This window comes from Phormidesmis priestleyi ULC007 (assembly GCF_001895925.1).
GTDB lineage: Bacteria > Cyanobacteriota > Cyanobacteriia > Leptolyngbyales > Leptolyngbyaceae > Phormidesmis_A > Phormidesmis_A priestleyi_A.
The window spans coordinates 167,951-189,840 of record NZ_MPPI01000006.1; the positions used below are offsets into that span (position 1 = coordinate 167,951).

Here is a 21,890-nt window from a genome sequence, read left to right on the forward strand (position 1 = left end):
TTCAACTAAGCTCTGGCATAATCCCTATTGCTATTGCTGTCGATCGTCCCCGGTGTCAAAGCGTTAATTCTCAAAGCAACCGTGCAAAATCAGGATGTTGGCTTTATGCGATCGGGATAGTCGAAGGAATCATCAGTTGAATAAGCCCTAATGCAATCAATTAGCCAAACGTTGCACTCCTGAAGCTGCAAGCCCTGAAAGCTCGTGAAACCGTTCAAAAACTATCCAGACTACTGATTTGACGAGGAATGGAATTATCAGACGGCTGATAGGAACGTCGCTACGCTACTCTAGAAATGGGTCTTGGTGGGCTGTTTGAATATGTTAAATCGCTGGAAAATTAGTACTAAAATTGCTACGGGCTTTGCACTGGGGTTAGCGATCTTTACCACGATCGGCATCATTTCTTATCGAGGGACAGAGCAAGTCATTTCAACCGCTCGTCAAGAAAAGCAAACCTATCAGGTGTTAAGTCAGGTAGAAGACATTCTTTCGTTGGTTAAAGATGCAGAAACGGGGCAACGAGGCTATTTGCTGACTAGCGACAATCGCTATCTCAGGCCCTACAATCAAGCGCGAACTGCGCTTAGAGCAAGACTTGATGAATTCAAGCGTTTAGTCCAAGATAATCCAGGTCAACAGAGTTATGTTCAGACCCTAGATTCTCTCGTCGGCCAAAAGCTAGCCGAGCTTGACAACACCATTCGTCTTAAACAAGCCAACAAATCTGATGCCGCACTAAAAGTGGTTCAAGATGGTGAGGGCAAGCGGTTGATGGATCAGATTCGCGACACTGTATCGCGGATGAAAGCTGGAGAGCGCGATTTATTGCGGACCCGATCGCAGATCGCCGAAAACTCTGCCCGCCGCACCCTCAATAGCGTTCTCTATGGAATGCCATTAGGGATTTTGCTCCTGGCTTTAATTGGCGTGATTCTAAATCGTCAGATTACCCGTCCGCTTAACCGAGTTTCAGCAGTGGCGCAAAAGGTCGCCGATGGAGATCTGACCCAATCACTCGAATGCACCAGAAATAACACCGAAATCGAAAAACTGATGACGGCGTTTCAAAATATGACCAAAAGTTTGAGTGCTTTAATCACCCAAGCCCAAAAATCTGGCATTCAGATCAGCACGTCTACCACTCAGATCGCGGCGGCAGGGAGACAGCTTGAAGCCACAGTCAATGAGCAAGTTGCCTCAATGCACGAAGTGAATGCTACGTCTCGACAAATTGCATCAACGGCAGGCGAGTTGGCAAAATCAATGGATGGCGTAGCGGCAACGGCTCACACCACGACCGAAGCGGCCTCTAATAGCCAAACCAATCTGAATAAAATGCAATCAGCAATGCAAAACTTAGTGCTGGCGACAAACGCGATTTCAGCAAAGCTAACTGTGGTGGATGAGAAAGCGAATAATATTAATACAGTCGTGACCACGATTACAAAAGTTGCCGATCAAGCGAATTTGTTGTCTTTGAATGCGGCGATCGAAGCCGAAAAAGCCGGAGAATATGGAGCCGGGTTTGCAGTCGTGGCCCGAGAAATTCGTCGCCTTGCCGATCAGTCAGCCGTTGCCACCCTCGAAATTGAACAAATGGTCAAAGAAATGCAATCATCGGTGTCTACGGGCGTGATGGAGGTCGATAAATTTAGCAAAGAAGTCGGACAATATGTGAATGATGTCGGCGATATTAGTCAGCAAATTGCTGGATTTATTCAAAACGTGCAAGGATTAACGCCTCAGTTTGGAGCTGTCAGCCAACGCATGGATGAACAATATCGAGGGGCAGAGCAGATTAGTTTGGCGATCGGACAACTCAGCGATGCCTCTTATCAAACGGTGCAATCAATCCAGGAAACCAACAACGCCCTGACTCAATTAGATGACGCTGCCCAGGGCTTGCAGCGAGAAATCTCTCAATTCAAGGTGTGACAGATCATGCTCATGAACGACTGCTGGAATCAAATCGGCGTTTGGGGCGATCGCTCATGCAGTCAGCTAGAAACGGTGACTCACTGCCGCAACTGTCCCGTTTATTCGACGGCAGGGCGCAGTTTGTTAGAGCGAGATATTCCGCTTGATTATCTCAACGAGTGGATGGCCGCGATCGCCACACCCGCAAACGAAGTGATCAATCCTTCGGACGATCGCCCTGTCTTAAAAGGGTCAGCAGATCCGCTGTCTGTGATTCTGTTTCGTCTCGGAGACGAACAGTTTGCCCTACCCGTGAGCGTACTCCACGAAGTCACCCATCCTGGTGCAATTCACCGATTGCCTCATCGCAGCAACGACGTGTTTTTGGGGCTGATTAACATTCGGGGCGAGATTTTGATGACAATATCGTTGAGTCAGTTTCTCGGCTTAAAATCGGTGACAGATTCTTCGTCTCTCAATCGACTGTTAGTAGTGGGGCACGACGATCGCAAGTGGGTGTTTCCAGTCGATGAAGTGCATCGCATTCATCGCGTCCAGGCAAGTGAGTTAAAAGAAGTGCCTGTTGTTGTGTCTCAAGCAAGTCAGGCATACACCCAAGGGATTATTGACTGGCAGACCAAAAAGGTGAATTATCTGGATGCTGACCTGTTGTTTTACACACTTGAGCGCAGCCTATTGTGATGAGCCGTGGAGACCCTATGAGCGATTACTCCATGCTGGATCTATTTCGTCAAGAAGTAGAGACTCAGGTCAAATCTCTCAAGCAAAGCCTGTCGATTTTAAAGCAGCAGCCCTCGTTAGGTGGCGAATTGGATACGGCAATTCGATCGCTCCATGCAATTACTGGCTCGGCCCAACTGGTTGAAATCGCAGCCGTCGCCACGCTATCTGAAACGATGCGAGTCAGATTAATGGCGATGCAAGCTAACTCGATTGCTTTGTCCGATGTGCTGATTGAGCAACTCCTCCACGCAGGAGATCTGCTAGTAGAAATGAGTGATGCGACTGAAGAAATCGATCGTTGGCTATCAGATCACGCCGAAGATTTGGCCCAGACGCAAACGGCGATCGTGGGAGGTAACGGAGAGTCTATGCCTCCTCCCATCCAGCAAAGGACGGGGCACACAGAAGTCATCGAATCTAGCTCTGATCATCAGGTTCGCCCTCCTAGCCCCCCCAGGGAAACCAAAGTTCAAAGTCCCCCAATTTTGGGGGATTTAGGGGGCGAAGATCTCGGCAATGACGGATCGAAAGACTCCCGCGTACACGACACTATCCCAAAAGAGATCAGGGCAAACCCTCCCGAAACGCCCGACTTAAAACCACCCAATGACCCCCAACCCAATCCGCCATCTCTGCTGTTAGATAGCTCGATGATGGATTTGTTTCGGCTAGAAGTTGAGGCACAGGCGACCCTCTTAAATAATGGTCTTTTAGCGTTAGAGACTCAGCCCCGATCGGCTCAAGAATTAGAAGCCTTGATGCGAGCCGCTCACTCGATCAAAGGGGCCGCTCGCATTGTGGGTTTAGATGCCGCAGTTCACCTTGCTCACGCGATGGAAGACTGCTTTGTTGCGGCTCAAAGTCAGACGATTAGACTCGATGGCGATCGCGTTGATGTGCTGCTGCGAGGCGTTGATTTGCTGCAAAATCTCGGTCAGGTGAGTGATGCCGATTTACCCGCTTGGCTCACAAAACATGACTTGGACTTTGCATCGGTGCGATCGACGATCGAGGCGATTCGCAACCCAGAGACATCGGCTGTCATTCAACCTTTAGAGGCGAATGTGATTCCACAAGCACCGATCGCGCCCACGCCTGCCGCCCCGACTTCAGACGCTACTGATGTACCGAAAACGACAACTCCCGAAGTCAGTGTCTCTCCGATAGAATCAAGCCCTACTGAATCATCAACGATTCAGGATCGCGTCGTGCGAGTCAGCGCCGACAATCTCAACCGCATGATGGGACTCGCGGGCGAATCGCTGATCGAGGCAAATTGGCTGCCGCCGTTTGCAGATGCACTTGGGGCGCTTAAATCTCAGCAGCTAAAGCTTTCTAAATACCTAGAGCAGTTGCAGCAAAACGCTCTGGCGAATCCTATCGATCAAACGGCTAAAACGCTACTCGACGCGACCCGCAAACAGGATCAAGAATGCCGAAAACTACTCAACGATCGCTTGATCGAACTCGAAGAATTTATTCGGCGATCGACAAATCTCTCCGATCGGCTCTATCGAGAAGTGATCACCTCAAATATGCGGCCGTTTATGGATGGGATGCCAGGGTTTCCGCGCATGGTGCGAGATCTTGCCCGCACCACTAACAAGCAAGTCAAGTTAGAGATTGTTGGAAAATCCACCTCGGTCGATCGCGACATTCTCAAAAAGCTAGAGGCCCCGCTCACGCACATTTTGCGAAACGCAGTGGATCACGGCATAGAACTGCCAGAAGATCGCGTCGCAGCAGGCAAACTCGCCGAAGGAACAATTCGATTAGAGGCGATGCACCGAGGCGGAATGTTAGCGATTACGATCGCCGATGATGGCAAAGGCATTGCGCCGATGCTGCTGCGTCAACAAATTGTTGATAAAAAATTAGTCACACCCGACGTTGCCACCCAGCTTACCGACGCTGAACTGATGGAGTTTTTGTTTCTACCCGGCTTCTCAATGTCAAAGCAAGTCACCGAACTCTCTGGTCGAGGCGTGGGTTTAGACATTGCCAAGAACATGGCGCAAGAAGTAGGCGGCACGGTGCGGGCAACTTCACAGCCTGGAAAAGGCATCAGTTTTTACTTTCAGCTTCCCTTAACGCTCTCCGTCGTGCGGACTTTGCTCGTCGAAGTGTCTGGCGAAACCTATGCGTTTCCTCTGGCTCGAATCGATCAAATTGTAGCGGTTAAGCCTGCCGAGATTTCAGTGGTCGAAACGCGTCAATATTTCACACTTGATCAAAAAAACATTGGTCTGATTCCAGTCCATCAAGTGCTCGATTTGCCACCGCCTCCGTCATTGTCTGATCCGCTTTGGGTCGTGGTAATTAGCGATCAGGCAAACACCTATGGGCTAGTGGTCGATCGCTGCCTTGGAGAACGAGAACTGGTCGTGCGTCCGCTCGATGCTCGGTTAGGTAAAGTGCAAGATATCAGTGCAGCCGCCCTGATGGGAGACGGATCGCTGGTGCTGATTGTCGATGTGTCTGATCTCGTCCGATCCACTAATACCCTACTCAACGAGAGTACGATCGCCAAAATCAGTCACATCGAAGAGAATTCTGACCTGACCTTAAATGGATCTGCCCATCACAAAGAGCCAAGGCGAGTGCTGGTAGTAGACGACTCGATCACAGTTCGAGAAATGGAGCGGAAGCTGCTGCAAAATCGCGGCTATCTCGTTGATGTGGCAGTCGATGGAATGGAAGGCTGGAATGCGGTACGATCGTCTCCTTATGATTTGGTAATCAGCGATATTGATATGCCACGAATGAACGGAATTGAACTGATTAAAGCGATTAAAGGACATCCCCGACTGGGTGCGATTCCGGTAATTGTGGTGTCTTATCGCGATCGAGAAGACGATCGTATGCAAGGATTAGAAGCAGGCGCAGACTATTATCTAACCAAAAGCAGTTTTCATGACGATACGCTGATTCGGGCAGTCATGGATTTGATCGGTGAGTGACTATGAGAATCGCAATCGTCAACGATATGTTTATCGCGATCGAAGCGCTTCGACGAGTCGTGTTGACGATCGCCGAACACCAAATTGTCTGGATCGCCAAAGATGGGGCAGAAGCGGTTGCCAAATGCGCTAAAGACACGCCCGACCTGATCTTAATGGATCTGATCATGCCTGTGATGGATGGGGTTGAGGCAACTCGGCAGATTATGAAACGCTCTCCCTGTGCCATTTTGATTGTGACAGTGAGTATCGAGCAAAATTCTGCAAAAGTGTTTGAAGCGATGGGCTATGGCGCACTCGATGCCGTCAACACGCCTGTTTTAGGCAACCAAGGCACGCCCGGAGCCGCCCTAGCCCTGCTCGGAAAGATTGCGATGATTTCTAAGCTCACTGGCAAGCCCAATCCGCCTCTATCCACTCCCCTGCGACCTCCCCTTCCTCTGCAATCGTGTCCATTATTTCCCCTGATCGCGATCGGTTCCTCAACAGGCGGGCCCAAGGCCCTTTCGACTATTCTTTCTCGGCTGCCTGCTGATTTTGAAGCCGCGATCGTCATTGTTCAGCACGTCGATGCTCAGTTTGCTGGAGGTATGGTTGACTGGCTCAATCAGCTAACTCCCCTCACCGTCAAAAAAGCTGCGGTAGGCGATCGTCCCCAAAAAGGCGTTGTTTTAATTGCCTGCACCAACGATCATCTCTGTCTGCAATCCAATCAGACGCTCAACTATGTCAGAGAGCCGATCGACTATCCTTACCGTCCGTCGATCGATGTATTTTTTAAAAGTGTGGCTCACTATTGGGCGGCTCAAGGCACGGCGGTTTTGCTAACTGGAATGGGGCGGGGTGGGGCTGAAGGGCTGCGATTGCTGAGAGATGCGGGCTGGCACACGATCGCGCAAGATCAAGAAAGCTGCGCGGTGTATGGGATGCCCAAAGCGGCGGCTGAATTAAACGCGGCGGTTGAAGTGTTGAACCCGGAAGCGATCGCGGCAACACTGACGCACCGGACTACGGTTAGGCGTTAGGATCATGGATTAAAGGGTCTGTAAAACTTGTGAGCGGCTTCTGCCCCCTAAATCCCCCAAAATTGGGGAACTTTGAAACTGAAAGTTTTGGGTCAAAGTCCCCCAGAATGGGGGATTTAGGGGGCAAATCCCCAGCAATCTGAACTTAAAGCAATTTGTGTCTACGTTCCTTAATGTTCTCTGGTGTTTTTTGGCATGGACGATTCGATCACGGTGTTGCTGATTGACGATCAATCGATGATCGCAGAAGCCGTGCGGCGAATGCTGGAGACTGAACCGGATATCACCTTTCACTATTGCAGTGACCCGACGCAAGCGCTCAAGATTGCTAGAGAGTGCCAGCCCACGGTGATTTTGCAAGATCTGGTAATGCCACAAATGGATGGGCTGCTGTTGGTGCGCTTTTTACGATCGCACGATGCCCCCACCTATCAGATTCCGCTAATCGTGCTGTCGAGCAAAGAAGAGCCTGTGATCAAAGCCCAGGCGTTTGAACTGGGCGCAAACGACTATCTCGTCAAGCTGCCCGATCGCGTTGAGCTGCTCGCCCGCATTCGCTATCACTCTAGAGCCTACACCAATCTGCTCAAGCGCCAAGAAGCCGAAGCGATGCTGCGCGACGAAAACCAGCGACAGGCACTCTACATTCAACAGGTTGATAAATTGACCCATGCTGCCGTGACGGTCGAGCAAGACACCTTTGAGTCTGAGAGTTTGAGTGATGTTGTCGATCGCAGTGACGAATTGGGACAACTGGCACGGGTCTTTACTCAAATGGTGAAGACGGTGAAAAATCGCGAACAGGAATTGCAGCGATTAAATGATTCCTTTGCGCGATTTTTTCCAGGTGAATATCTCAAGTTTCTTCGCAAAGACAGCGTGACCGAGGTGCAGTTGGGCGATTATGTCAGCAAAGTGATGGCAGTGATGTTTAGCGACATCCGATCGTTTACCACGATGTCAGAAACGATGACCCCGCGCGAAAACTTTGATTTTGTGAACGCCTATCTCAAGCGCGTCAGTCCAGAGATTCGCAATCACTATGGCATCATCGTCAAATTTTTGGGAGACGGCATGATGGCGGTGTTTCCCGATGGGGCAGATGATGCGGTGGCGGCGGGGGTTGCCAAACAAAAGCGGGTGCAAGAATATAATCAGCAGCGCCAAGCGAGGGGCAATTTGCCCGTGCAGGTGGGCATTGGCATTCACGTCGGGCAGATGATGTTAGGCATGGTCGGCGAAGCAAACCGTATTCAGGGCGATGCGTTTTCAGATAATGTCAATTTGACCTCGCGGTTAGAAGGATTGACCAAGTTTTATGGCGTTGCCATGATCATTTCGGGTCAAACCCTAGAGCATCTCAGCAACCCTGATCGCTATCAGATACGCTTTTTAGATCGCGCGATCGTCAAAGGACGAAATGAAGCGATCTCAGTCTACGAAGTCTTAGACGCTGAAGTTGAAGAAGTGCGATCGCTCAAACTGCAAACTCAACCTGATTTTGATCGAGGCGTTAATTGTTATCGCGATCGAGCGATCGGCGATGCCAAGCTTTGTTTTGAGCAAGTGTTAGCCGTTCACCCTGCCGACAAGACCGCAAAACTCTATCTAGAGCGAGTGGAATCTTTACTAGAGCAAGGCATCCCCGACGATTGGAATGAGGCGTGGGTGTTTATCGACAAATAATTGAATGTCGTACCAGTTTGATTGACCCGTAGGGATATGGCACTGCCGTGTCCTCTCGCGATCGTTCGATCTATAAAAACCTGAATTCGATGAAGCTTTTCGCTGCGGTTGCAAATCCGGGCTGCTCCCTAAATCCTCCATCAATGGGGAACTTTGAGCCAAGATTCCCGGTTTCAAAGTCCCCCAGAATGGGGGATTTAGGGGGCAGAAGCCGCTGAGAACGAAGTGAAAAAACTCGTCGAACTGACGTTATAAAAGATTCTGTTAAACCCCATTGATAACCGCCTTACGATCGTCTAATGATGGGTTACATAAATGCGATCGATAATCTTTAAATCCAGTTGGTTTGTTTAGGCGGTGGTGGCAGGGGCTTTCCTCGCAGCAAATTCCAAGTAATGGTGCCGACTTTGCCATCTGCTCTCAGCTTGTGCTTTTGTTGAAACGCAATCACGCCCTTTCGCGTCTCCTCGTCAAAAACGCTGTTGCGCTGAACGCGGTAGCCATTGACATTGAGTAACCCTTGCAGTTCATAAACATCTGCACCGTTTAAACCTGATCTCAGCAAACGCGTACCCGGTTGAACAGTACTCTTTAACATTGCCCAGGTTTTGGCATCGACAGTGCAATCCAACCTCAGCCGATGTTCAATTTGATATGCTCTAACCGCTTCTTCTGTGCGGCTGTTAAAGGCCCCGTCTACCCTGAGCCTAAATCCGTGAGCGTTGAGCAACTCTTGCAGCACTGCAACCGCCTCGCCTACATCCCACGGGCGAAGTTCTGGTTCTAAGATGGTTTCTTGAGAAGTTGGCGGAGGGGTGCCTGGGTCAATTTCAGAATCAGAATTGACAGATTCAGGATTAGTCATCACACCAAAAGCAACTTTTATCTAGGTTGGAAGGAGTTTCCAGAATAGTACGACAAATCTCAAGAAGCTACAAGCAATCCTTGCTGTGATCAAAAGTGTCATGATTCGCTTCTCAGAGTTATAAAAAATTGCTACAGCGCACAGATCGCCTTGACAGCTTCAGCCGATTTATTTTTGGATGTGCCATTACTGAGTGTTGTTTCATAACGCTCCCAACCCGCAACCCGCATATCGTCTTTCTGTTCGCGCACAAACCGATAGAGAGTTTTGGTCTTGCAATCCACCTGCATGATCTGAAATGCCAGCACTCCTCGACAGGCAGTCCCTTCTCGACCCCGAGAAATCTTGGCTAGAAAGAAGCGATCGGTGCCGTCTTTTTTGACACCCGTTGGATCAATTTCATAAGAACAAGCCCCGCGATCGTCTCCTAGCCACAGGTTATATTGCTGCAAATAGCCGTAAAATTTGTTCAGCACCGCTTCTGGAGGCACATTACTAGGCTTGGCGGCTGGTGTAGCGGTTGTGGGTGCAGCTTGAGCCAAAGAGCCGCTGATTGTTCCACAATTCAATGAGCCGAGAAAAATGAGGCTTAGACTGATTTTAGAGAACATAGGTGTTTCAAATCGGATTGCCACATTATTGCAGATTCAGTTAGAACTTTACGCGGTTGTAAAACACTCGCTTCACATTTTCGGCTGGGATGACATAGAGGGCAACGATCGCCCCTAACACCAGCACAAAGCTCAACGGCAATGGTTGAAATCCAAAGATCTTGCTACAGCGCGAACTCATAGTTAATCTCTGTAGTTCTTCCTTTAAAGTAGAGCCGAGTGCCTTCTGGATACTCCCATCCCACCTCGCCTTCTAGGGGAATAAGCATCCCATCACGAACTGAATATTCCCAGAATCGACCGCTCCAAGGCATAGCAGTCAGCTTGTCACGATAACGAGCCTCAGCCCGCATGGTAGCGATCGCCCCTTCAGCATTAAACTGAAACACGAGGGAGACAGTTGTTGCACCATCCGTCAAAGTAGCGCGAGCCGAGATGTCATCGATCGCTTCCCAGCGCACACCCTGACTGGGTAATAGGGCAGTGGGATACCAAGTAGCTTCAGCAAAGAACCGCAATAATTCACCTTGGTTCGCTTCAGGCGTACTGGGTATTTTTGCAACGGTGAAAAGACCGAGTAATGATGCGTGTAAGCTGCCTTCTCCTAACAGATAGGTATCATGGACAAAGGCGTTCAGTCCTGGAGCCATCTGAATACGTGCATCCCAGTCAAAACCTAGCCGTTGAGTCGTTACAAGTTGAGTGGCAGTAAACGGACTCCACTGGTTCTCAGTTTCGCTCAGATTGAACTGTCCCTGCTGAGAGAGATTGACCATAGCCACGATCGCTTGTCCATCCTTGAGTACTGTCCGAAAGAATCGCTGTACGGGATCTGGTAAGCCTTCGATCTCTTTTTGGTCATAGATTTTGGGTTCAATGGTTCGCTGTCCATTTGTTAATTTGGCTCGTAAGCGATCGGTATCTGACTGCCAGCGGTAGCTACCATAAATGGCAGCAATTCCAAAGCTGACTATGATTAAAACACCAATAATTGCAATCCACTTAATCCACATGATACTGACCTATTTTTGTTGATTTAGAACTTGATAGATTGTGATGATGAAAACGATCGCGAAAATAGTGGTGTAGATTAGCTTCGTATACTTAGCTAGCCAACTTGGAAGATAAATATCAAAATTGTCCTTTGTGGAGTTTGAGTATTTTCGGGCAAGTAGATTTAATGGACAGTGGGAGTTAAAAGTTAGAAGAATTAGTCCTTCCAGAAATACAAATCCGTAACCAATCCAGAGCCAGTGATCGAGTTTATTGGCGATCGCGGCATATAGCATATAGAAAATCACGAAATTAAAGAATACCCATATTAAAGTGTGAATGACTTTAATCAGCATCAATTTGGTTTTATTTTCCACATTACCTTCCTATTTTCAAGGTGTCATTGCCCGAAAAGTCTGCTTGTCTTCCCGACAGATTTGCTGAATAATATTGCGTCCCGACATTGCCACCACTGGCAGGCTACCACCGGGTTCGACCCACTGGCTGATCGAATAGAAATTTCGCAGTTTAGGTAATGTTTTCGGTAACCCTTTTATCGACAGTGGGAGGGGTTGCTTGATCATTGGTTGTAGAGTTCTTCATGTAACACCTTCACTACTTTTTTTAGCACCGACACGTCCGCGATCCGATTCTAAAATTGGTAAGCTGTTCATCCGTGCCATAGCACTATAAAGTCAGTCCGCGTCCCCAGCAAATGACTTGCTCTGCTTTAAATGGAACCTAGCTGTTCAATTCTGTTTGGGACGATTCAGAGTTTTGAGATACTCAAACCAAAGTAAGCTAATCGCTGCACCTGCTAGACAGATCGTGAGATCGATCGGATGTAGAAAAGAGAAACTGAACAACTGACGTAAGAACGGAACGTAAAGTACAAGTGCCAAAAAAACAAGTCCTCCCCCAACTACCCACCAAAGCGCCGCGTTAGGAGATCGCAAGACCTTGAGGCTGAGGCGCGATGAGGAACGTTCGCTCAAAATTAATCCTAAATTTGCCAAAATCAATGTGGTAAACGTCAAGGCACGAGCATCGAGTTCGCCTTGTTTGCGATAGACTGCAATCCCAAAAATCACAAGCACGATCGCCAAACTCCCCAGTCCTTGCAGAAGTGCGAGACGGATCGTTTTTCGACCAAACAATGGCTCCTTGGGGTTGCGGGGCGGACGCTTCATCACATTGGGTTCTGCGGGTTCGGCTTCTAACACGATCGAACAGGCAGGATCAATGATCAAATGGAGAAATGCAATGTGAATCGGAAGCAATACTAACGGCAACTTAAATAAGACTGGAATCAAAGACATCCCAGCGATCGGAATGTGAACCGCTACAAGATATGCCATTGCTTTGCGGAGATTATCAAAAATTCGCCGTCCCAGTTTGACTGCCTGTACGATCGACGAAAAGTCATCATCCAACAACACCAACGCCGCAGACTCACGAGCAACATCTGTGCCGTGTTGCCCCATCGCAATCCCGATTTGGGCAGATTTGAGCGCCGGGGCATCGTTCACGCCATCTCCCGTCATCGCAACGACTTCACCTTTGGCTTTCAAAGCATTGACTAATCGCAATTTCTGTTCGGGGACGGCTCGTGCAAAGATGTTCGTACTTTGAATGCGCTGCTGGAGGTCAGCGTCACTCATCTGATCTAATTCTGCTCCAGTTAGAATGGCTCCCATTTGCAGCAATCCAATCTGTCGAGCGATCGTTTGAGCCGTCTCTGGATAATCACCTGTAATCATCACGACTCGAACACCAGCGGCATAACATTCTTGAATCGCTGCTGCAACAGTTGGACGCACGGGATCAGACAGTCCGACTAATCCTATAAATTGAAAGGAAAAGTCATGTTGTTGATCGGGTAAATGATCAGGTTTGAGTGACGGATGAGGCGGCAAAAATGGCGGCGGCGCACCCAGAAGAGACGCTTTAGCAACGCCCAACACCCGCAATCCTTGAGATGCCATTTTGCTGACTTGCGCCGTTACAGCTTGCTGTTGTTGAAGCGTGAAATGGCAGAGATCTGCGATCGCTTCTGGTGCGCCTTTTGCAGCAACTTCATACTGCTTGCCATCGGCAGATTGCCAAACGTGAGACATTGCCAGGAGATGCGGTGAGAGCGGATATTCTCGTAACAGCTTCCAATCTTTGTGCAAATGTTCGGTATTCGCAAGATAGCGATCGCCCAATTGCTTAAACGCCTTCTCCATTGGATCAAACGGATCTCTCTGACTCGCCAGAATACAATACTCTACGAGTTCATGTACAGCTTCAGGGAGCGGATCTTGTAAATGCAGACTCAAATCATAAGGCTGAGTATTTTCTGAGCTATGAGGGAATAGCTGCTGTACCGCCATCTGATTCAGGGTCAGCGTCCCAGTTTTATCGACACAGAGAACAGTTGCAGAACCCAAAGTTTCAACGGCTGAGGCGCGACGAGCCAAGACATGGTTTCGAGAAATGCGCCAAGCTCCCAACGCCAGGAAGAGCGTCACGACGACCGGAAATTCATTTGGCAAAATTGCCATCGCCAAGGTGATGCCCGCGAGAATTCCTTTGAGCCAATCGCCTGTGGTGAATCCATAAATGATCACGATCGCGACACACAACGCTAACGCGATCCCAAACAAACGGCTCACCAACCGAGTCATTTCTTGCTGTAAGGGGGTTGATTCGGGCTTCATTTTTTGTAAGGCATTGCCAATCTTGCCCATCTCTGTTTGAGCGCCGATCGCTTGCACTTGAGCAATTCCTTGCCCCTGAACGACCAATGTCCCAGAGTAGACAAATGGCAGCTCATCACCACCCGGACGCGCCATCTTTACCCTGCCCTCAGCGGCAATTTTGCGAACGGGTAGCGATTCCCCGGTCAATAACGATTCATCGGTTGAAAGGTTGGTACAAGACAGCATGATCGCATCCGCAGGCACGCGATCGCCTTCTGCCAGCACTAAGATATCTTCCCGAACGACTTCTCGCCCAGCAATTCGTTTTCGCTCTCCGTCCCGAATCACCAAAGCACGAGGACTGGAAAGATCGCGCAAGGCTTCTAGGGCATGTTCGGTCTTGCCTTCCTGGTAGAGGCTAATCCCCATCAGGAATATGACGAAACCTAGCAAGATCAGGGCTTCCTGTAGGTCGCCTAAAATCCAATAGACGATGCTGCCCCCGACCAACAAGAGGAAGATCGGATCTTGAACCATGCCCCAAGCGATCGACCAAAGACTCCGAGATTGAGCCGAGGGCAGTTCGTTATAGCCTTCTTCTTTGAGCCGCGCGATCGCGGTTTCAGACGGCAAACCATTATCGGGTAAACCAGCCACGGTCTTGAGATCGGACGAAGAAACCATAATCTCTTTTCCTATAAAATATAAAAAATAGGCAGCCCCATCCGTTATGTCTCTCTAGACGAGCCTCACGCCTGCTCAGAATCGATCGCTCTCTTTTTCGGCGTTTCTACCAGCACAGAGATCACGAGTAAACTTAGCCCCATAATTTTGATAAAAGCATTTACCGCATGTGCATACTCCCATTGATGGCGATACCGCGTCCAATCTACTGGAATGGGGTTAGTCAACCATTTGGAAAATTCAGCGTTCATTGGCGCGACAAACATGACCCAACTCACAAGTGCCAGCACCAAGAAAATTGCTCCGCCCATTGTCCAGTAAAAAGTTGAACCCCGATCGCGAACTATAAATGCCAATATAATTGCTGTCAGAACCGAGGTGATTTCAAAAGCTGCGCCAACTGTGCCAAATAACTTATAAACATTTTCAACAACCGTCACTCTCACCCAGAGTTGCTGGTCAAACTGCATTCTTTGCGGCAACTCTAGCAAATGTGCCATAGACAGACTGAGGCTAAACGAAGCCAGCATCAGTGTTATGAATCGCCACGATCGGATGAATGTCATTTGATTACCTTTGCGTAGAGAGATTAATGTGAACAACTTTAACTTCTGGCATTACTGTGATAGGTGGTTGTTCTATTTTCTGGATGAGTTGATTGAATAGGGTGCCGAACGTAGTCAAAAATACACGAGTCCATCATTACCGCATAAAATCTGCCTATTTTCCTTTACCATCTGCCTAAGCCTTCGGATTACCAACCAAAACCTTGTTCCATGAACGCATCTACGAGTCTGGCTTACTTCTCCCCAAAGACTATCTTTGCGATCTGTGTATGCATTTCAGACAGATCCATATCTTGCCGATTGCCCAAGATGATGATGACGGTCTTGTCGTTGGGGTAGCGAGCAATGACACTATGAAAGCCACTAACCCCTCCTTCGTGACTGACTATTGAACGATCGCCTTCCTTGCCGATGACCCAACCATAGCCATAGCCGAATCCGCCGCCGTTAGGCATCAGGGCAAAAGGAGTGAACAGGATGTCTTGCAAGTTTTTAGGAATCAGTTTGTCGGTGTACAACGCCTGATCCCAACGGTAGAAGTCTTCCACAGTGGAATACAATCCGCCAGCAGCGTAGGGGATAGACATATCGATGTAATTAGCCGGAACGATCGTCTGGTCACGATAGCCGACAGCAAGATTGTTGTGGTGGTGGTCGTAGCCCGAATTGACCATCTGCAACGGGACAAAAATATTGTCTCTGAGGAACGCTTCATAGGTCGCGCCGGATGCCCACTCGATGATGGCACCTAGCACAACATAACCGGAGTTGCTGTAGCTAAACTTTTCACCTGGCTGGAAATCCAACGGTTTGTCTTTGAACCGTGCGATCGTTTGAGTAGGAGACGACGGCGATCCTTGGGTGGTCTGGAAGTCTGGGAACCGGGTAAAATCTGGGATACCAGAGGTATGGGTCAAGAGATGATGAAGGGTGATCTTTTGCCATGTGGCAGGGCATTCTGAAAGGTAAGTGCAGATGCGATCGTGAACATTGAGTTTGCCCTGTGTCTGTAAGATCAGGATTGCCATCGCCGTGAACTGCTTCGTCAGTGAGCCAATCCGAAATTTTGTTTGCGCCGTGTTCACCAGATGCTTTTCGCGGTCTGCCTCGCCATACCCCTTTCTGACCAGAACTTTGCCGTTTCGCGCAATCAGCACTGACCCGCTAAAGAGCCTCTCTTTAGTCAGTTTGTCCAGGTATAGGTCAGCTTTGGAGATGATGTCCTGATCTGCTGGAAAAGCTGAGGCGGCAGTTGCAGAAGGTGGGGCTGGACTCGTCGCAGATGTAGCTACGGTAGTGGTTTCAAGCTGAGGTGTTGGCGTTGGTATTGTCGCTGTCGCCGACGAGGTTGGCAGCCATATTCCCCAAGAAAGGAGATAGATAAGACCAACAAACGAGGGGATGGAGTGATGATTTGCCCACTGGTGAAGATGAATTTGAAGCATAGAATTCTTCCAAGATAGTATGTGAGGCTGAACGGTTCGATTTGATAGATGAGAGCAATCCGATTCTCAAACTGTTTCAGAAGGGTGGCAGTGTTGCCATGTTTTTAGGACTTCCCCAAAAAATGTTGGCGTAGCCTCTCTGAAAGAGCATCGCACTCACAATTGACAACTTGGGTAGCCGATTTTGTTTGCGGCGATGAATGATGGGAGTTATGATAATTTCACTATTTGAATTGCCTCAGCTTCAGAGTGAGACTTGCTTTGACAGAAGCTACCGTTTCTTGACAGTTCCCAAGCCCCGCCCAGATTTCCGGACTTGGGGAGAGCCGACGTACTCTATTGACCCCACACCGGACAGATGAGTGTCCAACTGCTGACTCACATTGACCACAGCGCTTCCCACGCCGCTATTTCGGACTGTCGCCTGCTTAGTCTTGAACGCCTCGCCCTGGAAGCTTCCGACCCCAGAAAGGCTAAGATCCAGCGTATCGGCGCTTCCCACGATCGTGACTTCCCCCACGCCATCCATCTCAACTGCCAATCGTTTGCCTTGGATACCCTGTGCTTCAATACTGCCAACCCCGTCTGTGCTCAAGCTCTCTAAGCTTTTTACCTGCACAACAAACTCAATAGGCTTAGTCGGATTCATCTTGCCATCTTTCGCGAGGGTGAGATACAAAGTGTTGTCTGCTACACGACTCTCTAGAAGAGGCAAAATGTTGTCGTCGGCAGTGATCGTGAGGGACTCTTTTCCCGTCTGCTGCACCGTGACTTTGCCTACGGACTTAAAGGAAATCGATGAGAATTCGCCTACTCTTCGAGATTGAGTTTTAACGATTCCAGAGCCTCTAACCCCGTTATTACCAATGTTGAAACAGCCTGATAATAGGCTAAGAGCCACCAAACAGGCAAGTAACCAGTATCGCTTTGACCTCATTATTTTGCCCTCTTTGGTTCAAGTCGTCTTAAATGTCCATCGCCCATTTATCCAGTGGGAATCCGATGAGCGAGTAACCTGTTGCGAAGAAGATCGCTGCGATTAATACATTGTTGGGAAAATATGATGACAAAGCGGCGGCAGCCATTCCGCCTAGTGGCGTTGCTCCAATTATGATTGGATAAACCCAAAACGAATTAGCCTTGGCATAAGAACTTTTCTTGCATTCAGGACAGCGATAATTTCCCCACGGTGCAGACCAATATCGCCGCCACGTAATGGGAAAAGCCGTTTGGCAATGGGGGCAAACTAACTGTCCCGCAAAGGTGGTTTTTGGGTGGTGAGGATTTTGATGATCTTGACGTAGACTCATAATTGTTCGCCTACAGCTTGTTGAGATTGCGGCTCGATCGGGAATGCCAACCAACACCAGAAGTACAGAAAAATGAATCCAGGGATGACGATCGCCAAAATAACGGTCACAATTCGGACACCCAGGATTGGTAAATTCCATAGCCGAGCAAGGGCATAACACACGCCTGCGAAAACTTTGTGGCGACTGCGATAAAATATAGCCCTTGGCACGACGGGAGTATTGGCATTCGATCGCTTGATCTTGAGAATCAAAGAAATCAGGAGTCCGATCGCACCCAAAATGGCTGATGGAATTGCGAAAATCGCCAGCCAGTGAGCCATGAACATCCCCGAAATGACATCTCCAAGCCAGGATGAGGATGGACAACGAAAGCGAATTGCTTCCGCTGAACAACCAAGGTGTTTAGCCAAACCCATTCCCCCCCAAGTGACCAGGAATGGAAAAATTCCGTAGAGGATACAAGTGCCCAACAAAACCAAATGCCCACGGGTGGTCAGCGATCGCGTCACTGAGATCGCTGCAAGTGCTGGTCCAAAAAGCAACAGGATTGAAATCAAAGGCAAGTAAATCATGGATTTTCTTAAACTTAAATAAAGTCAAATTAAGGTTTCTGATTTAGATTTAATGGTTTGTCTTTTTAGGGTCAACCAACGAGCCGAAATCGTTTGCCACTCTTGGAGTGTTGTTGAGGGGATCTGCAACTCGATCTCCAGATTCGTAGCCGCGGGTAAAGTCAGGAGAATGCGCGCTGCTCCGCAGATACCTCTAGGGTCGCACTCACAATTTGCGTAACTATTTCGACCCTTGCATCCGTCTCAAGTATCGGTTGCAGATCAGAATGATGAACATTCATGCCGCCCTGCTCAGTCAGTAGCTGTTTGAGGTTTCTCTCTACCAAATTTCCACAGCAAGATGATACCCAGTCCGAACAGATTGACTAGAAAAACGACTAGCCCTCCAAAAAATGGAATGAGTGCCAAAACTGTGAGGATTGCCAAACCCACCAAGAACTGCTGCTGTAACGATCGATCGCCACTACTGACTAGGCGTTGACCGACAAAAAGCGCCACACCTAATGACCCTACTAGAGAAGTGACAATCGCAGTCAGAATTAGTAGTGGAATCAGGGGAATACCAATCAGCGTAATCGCCAGGAACACACTGACAAAGATAATGGCGACAATCGCCCCGATCCCCCATAGAGCAGTCAAACTGGGGTGTTGACGCAGTTTTGTAGCCAAATTTGGCAGGAACTGTGGGCTAGTATGCAAAATAATCAGTCCGAGAATAGTTGCTGCTATGGCGGCACTAATTCTAAAAATGGCACTGAAGAAATAGTGAGCGAAGAAGCTACTTCTGCCTTGATCGACCCCATACATCATGCCATGTCGATCGCTGAATGTAGCGCGTTCACCGCTCACGATCGCACTAGGTTCCTGTACGATTTTGCCGCCAAAGGAGTAAGCGTCCCCTTCTACCCGCGCTTCTTTTTGCAGGATGACATCGCCGCCAAACGCGATCGCAGTGTCCACAACTTTGGCATTAGGGGATACCGTAACATTCCCGCCAAAAGCAAGGGCATTTTCGACAACTTGGTTCTCTGGTACGGTCACGCTGCCACCAAAGCGAATGAGGTTGGTGTTGTTGATATTGATATCAGTCTGCGCTAGGGCACTGCCTGTAAATATCATGCAAATAGTAGCGATAAAAGCCAGAATTACTTGGTGCCATTTCATAGATTTCATCCTTGTAAACGATAAGAACATCGACTATCTCTCATGACATTGAAAAAATATGAAGAACCTGTGAGGAAGGTCTGAATGAGATGACTTGTAATCGACCAAATCATCCAAGCGATTAAGTATGCAAGTCCGAAATAGGTTAGTAATTGTTTCAATTGAAAGTATTGTTCAACACAGAAGGGTTTTCTTACGACTATATGCTATTCCTAAAATGACGGATACTATTAGCTCAATGGAAAAAGCTACAATTACTTTCCGATTCAAATTTAGCTGCAAGGCTCCGTTATTACCCATATATAAAGCTAACCCAATACATCCATTAAACCAGGCATGACTTAATACACAGAGAAATAAGTTCTTTGTGTATTTATACATAGTGGTACAATACTCCGGACAAAATTTGAGCAGGTTTTAAGGCTCAAACCCGCATCCTGCCGTAAGCGGGATCTTTTTTTCCAAGTCAGGGGCAGAGCTAACTTTGAAAAAATAGCTCGATCTTGGAACCGTAAGCCCTGAAAACCTTATAGAACCGTTCAAAAAACTGTCCGGGGTATTGATGTTATGGAAAAAGTGTAAAGTAGAAAAAGTTCGATTTGCTTTAGCGATCGCTTCTTTTGTTTCATATTTTTATCGCTCCTTAACTTTTTACAAAATTCTTTTATAGGTGCTGATCGCCAAGTTTTTTGGTTGTTGTTATGTTCATCAAATAACCGCCTAAGCCTGTTATCCATAGCACAATAGGATAAACAAGCCATCTTTCTGTTCCACCCAAGCCAATAAAAGGAACAACAATATTAGGGGCAAATACAACAGCACACCATGTTATTAAGGAAATAGCTCCAAAGACAATTCCGATAAACTTAAATGGAGCAGAAACAATTTTAAAGGACGCAATAGCTGATACTCCACCCGATATAAAAGTGAGTAAAGAGAATATTCCGTGGTAGGGGACTTTATCACCAGAAAAAATTCCAATGCCCACAAGACCTAAGCTAAATAGACCAAGTGGAATACTGAAAAGTAGTTTTTTGAAATATTTATGCTGATAGAAGGTTGCCATCAAAGTCATTAAGCCAGATAACAGCATAGTGACATTAAAAATGCTGGCGGATGGTTGATAGATTAAGCTGTTTGGCGGTTTTGTTGCGCCGAGGTCGCTTATTTCGCTGTGAAAAGTTGTGTAGCCGGAGCCGGATGGATATAACGCTTCGGCAGTGATGATGCCCATTAAAGCAATTGAACCAGCAAGAAAGAGTAGTAGACCAGAAAGTTTTAGTTTATTCATGACAGATTGTTTTGATTGATTTGTGGACAGCCTTACAGCAAGAGAAAACTTAATTGTAGGCAGTTTTTTATGAACGAATAAACCAATCAACGGGTCGGCGTAGTGAAACTGGCGGCGGGTAATTCTTTAACTAACGTGGAGAGTTGAAGACTCATCGGTCTGATTTTTTTGGGTTAGTTAAGGAGCAGAAATTGTTTGCCACTCTTGGAGTGTTGTCGAGGGGATTTGCAACTCGATTGCTGAACCAGTTATCATCGGTAAAGTTAGCTGAAGGGGAATTTCAGCGTGCAACTGCGGTAGGACAGGCTGAATGTCATATTCTCCTACATTCGCTAGGGCTGGTGTGTCTTGAGAAATTTCGCTAGAAACATCCTTGGCAGTCAAAGTTTGCCCCATAGATGTTGTCAGGGTTAGCGGTTGAGTATGATCTAATTCCACCGCACCAGGAAAGCCCACTAACCGTAGGGAGAGAATAGCACTACCATCGGGATGGATGCGCTTGAAGGCGACCACCTGCCATGACTTTCCGGTCTGATCCCGCAGGTTTTGTCGGGATTGGTAGAGCATCTGTCCTGGAGACTCTTCGATTTGCGTCACAGCAGCAAAAGCGGATAAGGGACTCCAAACAACTAGTAAAACACAGATCCAAGCAGCCAGCAGCCAACACATTGGGCGAAGTCTAGACCAGTTAAAGTAGATAGAGTTCATCACAAAAGTCCTCATAAAGTTAAAATCTCCAATCCCAGAGTAAAATTTTTGGATTTTAATCCTAATTGTTGTGGAGCATCACTTGGAGGCGATCGCCTCTCCAGCGGCTTGCCAACCCGCAAAGCTAGGTGGAAAACCCTGCACATTCTCGTAGCCCAAGAGGTGTAGCGTCATTACCCCCATTGCTGATCGATAACCGGAGGAACAGTACAGCACCACAGGGCGATCGCCCACGATTTTGTCCAGATTATGAGTCAAGGTTCGGAGCGGAATGTTAATCGCGTTGGGGATATGTCCTGACCGATATTCAGAGGGTTCTCGCACATCCACCAACACGGTTTGAGGGTCTTCTAACAGTTTTTTTAACCCTTCGACATTGGCGATCGTGTAATACCCCGATGGCATCGACGTGAGAAAGCGATCGACTTCCAATTCCCCCTTCGGTGAAACTTTAGCAACTGCCGCAAGCTTGACCCCGACCATAAATGCAGAGGAAGGGGCAGCAGCGATCGAGGGTTGCCCAACGCCAAAAAAGAGTCCGATCGATAATGCGAGTCCGAGCAGAATTGTTGAGAAGAAGTTTTTGAACATCATAGATTTTCCGAGATAAGTTTTCCTGATTTAGATTGAATAACTCGTTGGATTAACTTAGTAACCTT

21 protein-coding genes are annotated in these 21,890 nt (G+C 48.1%); 5 read left to right on the forward strand and 16 right to left on the reverse strand.

Annotated elements, in window-relative coordinates; all coding sequences use genetic code 11:
- The first annotated feature begins 321 nt into the window (after positions 1–321).
- The 5 genes from BRW63_RS07675 to BRW63_RS29780 all read left to right on the forward strand — a co-directional run bounded on the left by BRW63_RS07675 (position 322) and on the right by BRW63_RS29780 (position 8,335).
- Positions 322–1,938, forward strand: coding sequence for a methyl-accepting chemotaxis protein (locus BRW63_RS07675; RefSeq protein ID WP_073070312.1), 1,617 nt, complete (start codon positions 322–324; stop codon positions 1,936–1,938).
- A gap of 12 nt (positions 1,939–1,950) precedes the next feature.
- Positions 1,951–2,622 (forward strand): chemotaxis protein CheW, encoded by a 672-nt coding sequence (locus BRW63_RS07680; RefSeq protein WP_219898436.1) that lies wholly within the window; start codon positions 1,951–1,953, stop codon positions 2,620–2,622.
- 17 nt (positions 2,623–2,639) lie between these two features.
- A complete protein-coding gene (locus BRW63_RS07685; protein ID WP_073070314.1) occupies positions 2,640–5,624 on the forward strand; it encodes a hybrid sensor histidine kinase/response regulator in 2,985 nt (994 codons plus the stop codon).
- Positions 5,625–5,626: 2 nt separating this feature from the next.
- On the forward strand, positions 5,627–6,649 hold the full coding sequence (gene cheB, locus BRW63_RS07690; RefSeq protein ID WP_073070315.1) for a chemotaxis response regulator protein-glutamate methylesterase: 1,023 nt from the start codon (positions 5,627–5,629) through the stop codon (positions 6,647–6,649).
- 195 nt (positions 6,650–6,844) lie between these two features.
- Complete coding sequence (locus tag BRW63_RS29780) at positions 6,845–8,335, forward strand: response regulator (RefSeq protein ID WP_073070360.1); 1,491 nt, start codon at positions 6,845–6,847, stop codon at positions 8,333–8,335.
- Positions 8,336–8,666: 331 nt separating this feature from the next.
- On the opposite strand, the gene BRW63_RS07700 is transcribed toward BRW63_RS29780, so the two are convergent.
- The 16 genes from BRW63_RS07700 to BRW63_RS07775 all read right to left on the reverse strand — a co-directional run bounded on the left by BRW63_RS07700 (position 8,667) and on the right by BRW63_RS07775 (position 21,825).
- Positions 8,667–9,200: a peptidoglycan-binding domain-containing protein gene (locus BRW63_RS07700; RefSeq protein WP_083582762.1), complete on the reverse strand. Its 534-nt coding sequence runs from the start codon at positions 9,198–9,200 to the stop codon at positions 8,667–8,669.
- 131 nt (positions 9,201–9,331) lie between these two features.
- Positions 9,332–9,742, reverse strand: a complete 411-nt coding sequence (locus BRW63_RS07705) for a hypothetical protein (RefSeq protein WP_143162025.1) — start codon at positions 9,740–9,742, stop codon at positions 9,332–9,334.
- Between the two features lie 109 nt (positions 9,743–9,851).
- Entirely contained in the window at positions 9,852–9,992 is a 141-nt protein-coding gene (locus tag BRW63_RS28180) for a hypothetical protein (RefSeq protein ID WP_181314365.1), read from the reverse strand.
- The gene (locus tag BRW63_RS07710) at positions 9,976–10,824 is read right to left on the reverse strand and encodes a DUF6920 family protein (RefSeq protein WP_073070317.1); all 849 of its coding nucleotides are present in this window, start codon (positions 10,822–10,824) and stop codon (positions 9,976–9,978) included. Before BRW63_RS07710 ends, BRW63_RS28180 begins: the two co-directional genes overlap by 17 nt.
- A gap of 9 nt (positions 10,825–10,833) precedes the next feature.
- Positions 10,834–11,181, reverse strand: a complete 348-nt coding sequence (locus BRW63_RS07715) for a hypothetical protein (RefSeq protein WP_073070318.1) — start codon at positions 11,179–11,181, stop codon at positions 10,834–10,836.
- A gap of 15 nt (positions 11,182–11,196) precedes the next feature.
- On the reverse strand, positions 11,197–11,388 hold the full coding sequence (locus BRW63_RS07720; RefSeq protein ID WP_181314366.1) for a hypothetical protein: 192 nt from the start codon (positions 11,386–11,388) through the stop codon (positions 11,197–11,199).
- Between the two features lie 165 nt (positions 11,389–11,553).
- Entirely contained in the window at positions 11,554–14,172 is a 2,619-nt protein-coding gene (locus tag BRW63_RS07725; protein ID WP_073070319.1) for a cation-translocating P-type ATPase, read from the reverse strand.
- Between the two features lie 65 nt (positions 14,173–14,237).
- A complete protein-coding gene (locus BRW63_RS07730) occupies positions 14,238–14,738 on the reverse strand; it encodes a hypothetical protein (protein ID WP_073070320.1) in 501 nt (166 codons plus the stop codon).
- 233 nt (positions 14,739–14,971) lie between these two features.
- Positions 14,972–16,183 (reverse strand): serine hydrolase domain-containing protein, encoded by a 1,212-nt coding sequence (locus BRW63_RS07735; protein WP_073070321.1) that lies wholly within the window; start codon positions 16,181–16,183, stop codon positions 14,972–14,974.
- 271 nt (positions 16,184–16,454) lie between these two features.
- Positions 16,455–17,120: a GIN domain-containing protein gene (locus BRW63_RS07740; RefSeq protein WP_073070322.1), complete on the reverse strand. Its 666-nt coding sequence runs from the start codon at positions 17,118–17,120 to the stop codon at positions 16,455–16,457.
- A 28-nt stretch (positions 17,121–17,148) separates the two neighbouring features.
- Positions 17,149–17,493, reverse strand: a complete 345-nt coding sequence (locus BRW63_RS07745; RefSeq protein ID WP_073070323.1) for a hypothetical protein — start codon at positions 17,491–17,493, stop codon at positions 17,149–17,151.
- On the reverse strand, positions 17,490–18,068 hold the full coding sequence (locus BRW63_RS07750) for a PspC domain-containing protein (RefSeq protein WP_073070324.1): 579 nt from the start codon (positions 18,066–18,068) through the stop codon (positions 17,490–17,492). Before BRW63_RS07750 ends, BRW63_RS07745 begins: the two co-directional genes overlap by 4 nt.
- Positions 18,069–18,359: 291 nt before the next feature.
- On the reverse strand, positions 18,360–19,232 hold the full coding sequence (locus BRW63_RS07755; RefSeq protein ID WP_083582767.1) for a hypothetical protein: 873 nt from the start codon (positions 19,230–19,232) through the stop codon (positions 18,360–18,362).
- Between the two features lie 664 nt (positions 19,233–19,896).
- Complete coding sequence (locus BRW63_RS07765) at positions 19,897–20,523, reverse strand: DUF998 domain-containing protein (protein ID WP_073070325.1); 627 nt, start codon at positions 20,521–20,523, stop codon at positions 19,897–19,899.
- Between the two features lie 177 nt (positions 20,524–20,700).
- The gene (locus tag BRW63_RS07770; RefSeq protein ID WP_073070326.1) at positions 20,701–21,231 is read right to left on the reverse strand and encodes a DUF3122 domain-containing protein; all 531 of its coding nucleotides are present in this window, start codon (positions 21,229–21,231) and stop codon (positions 20,701–20,703) included.
- Between the two features lie 78 nt (positions 21,232–21,309).
- Complete coding sequence (locus BRW63_RS07775; protein ID WP_073070327.1) at positions 21,310–21,825, reverse strand: rhodanese-like domain-containing protein; 516 nt, start codon at positions 21,823–21,825, stop codon at positions 21,310–21,312.
- Between the last annotated feature and the right edge of the window lie 65 nt (positions 21,826–21,890).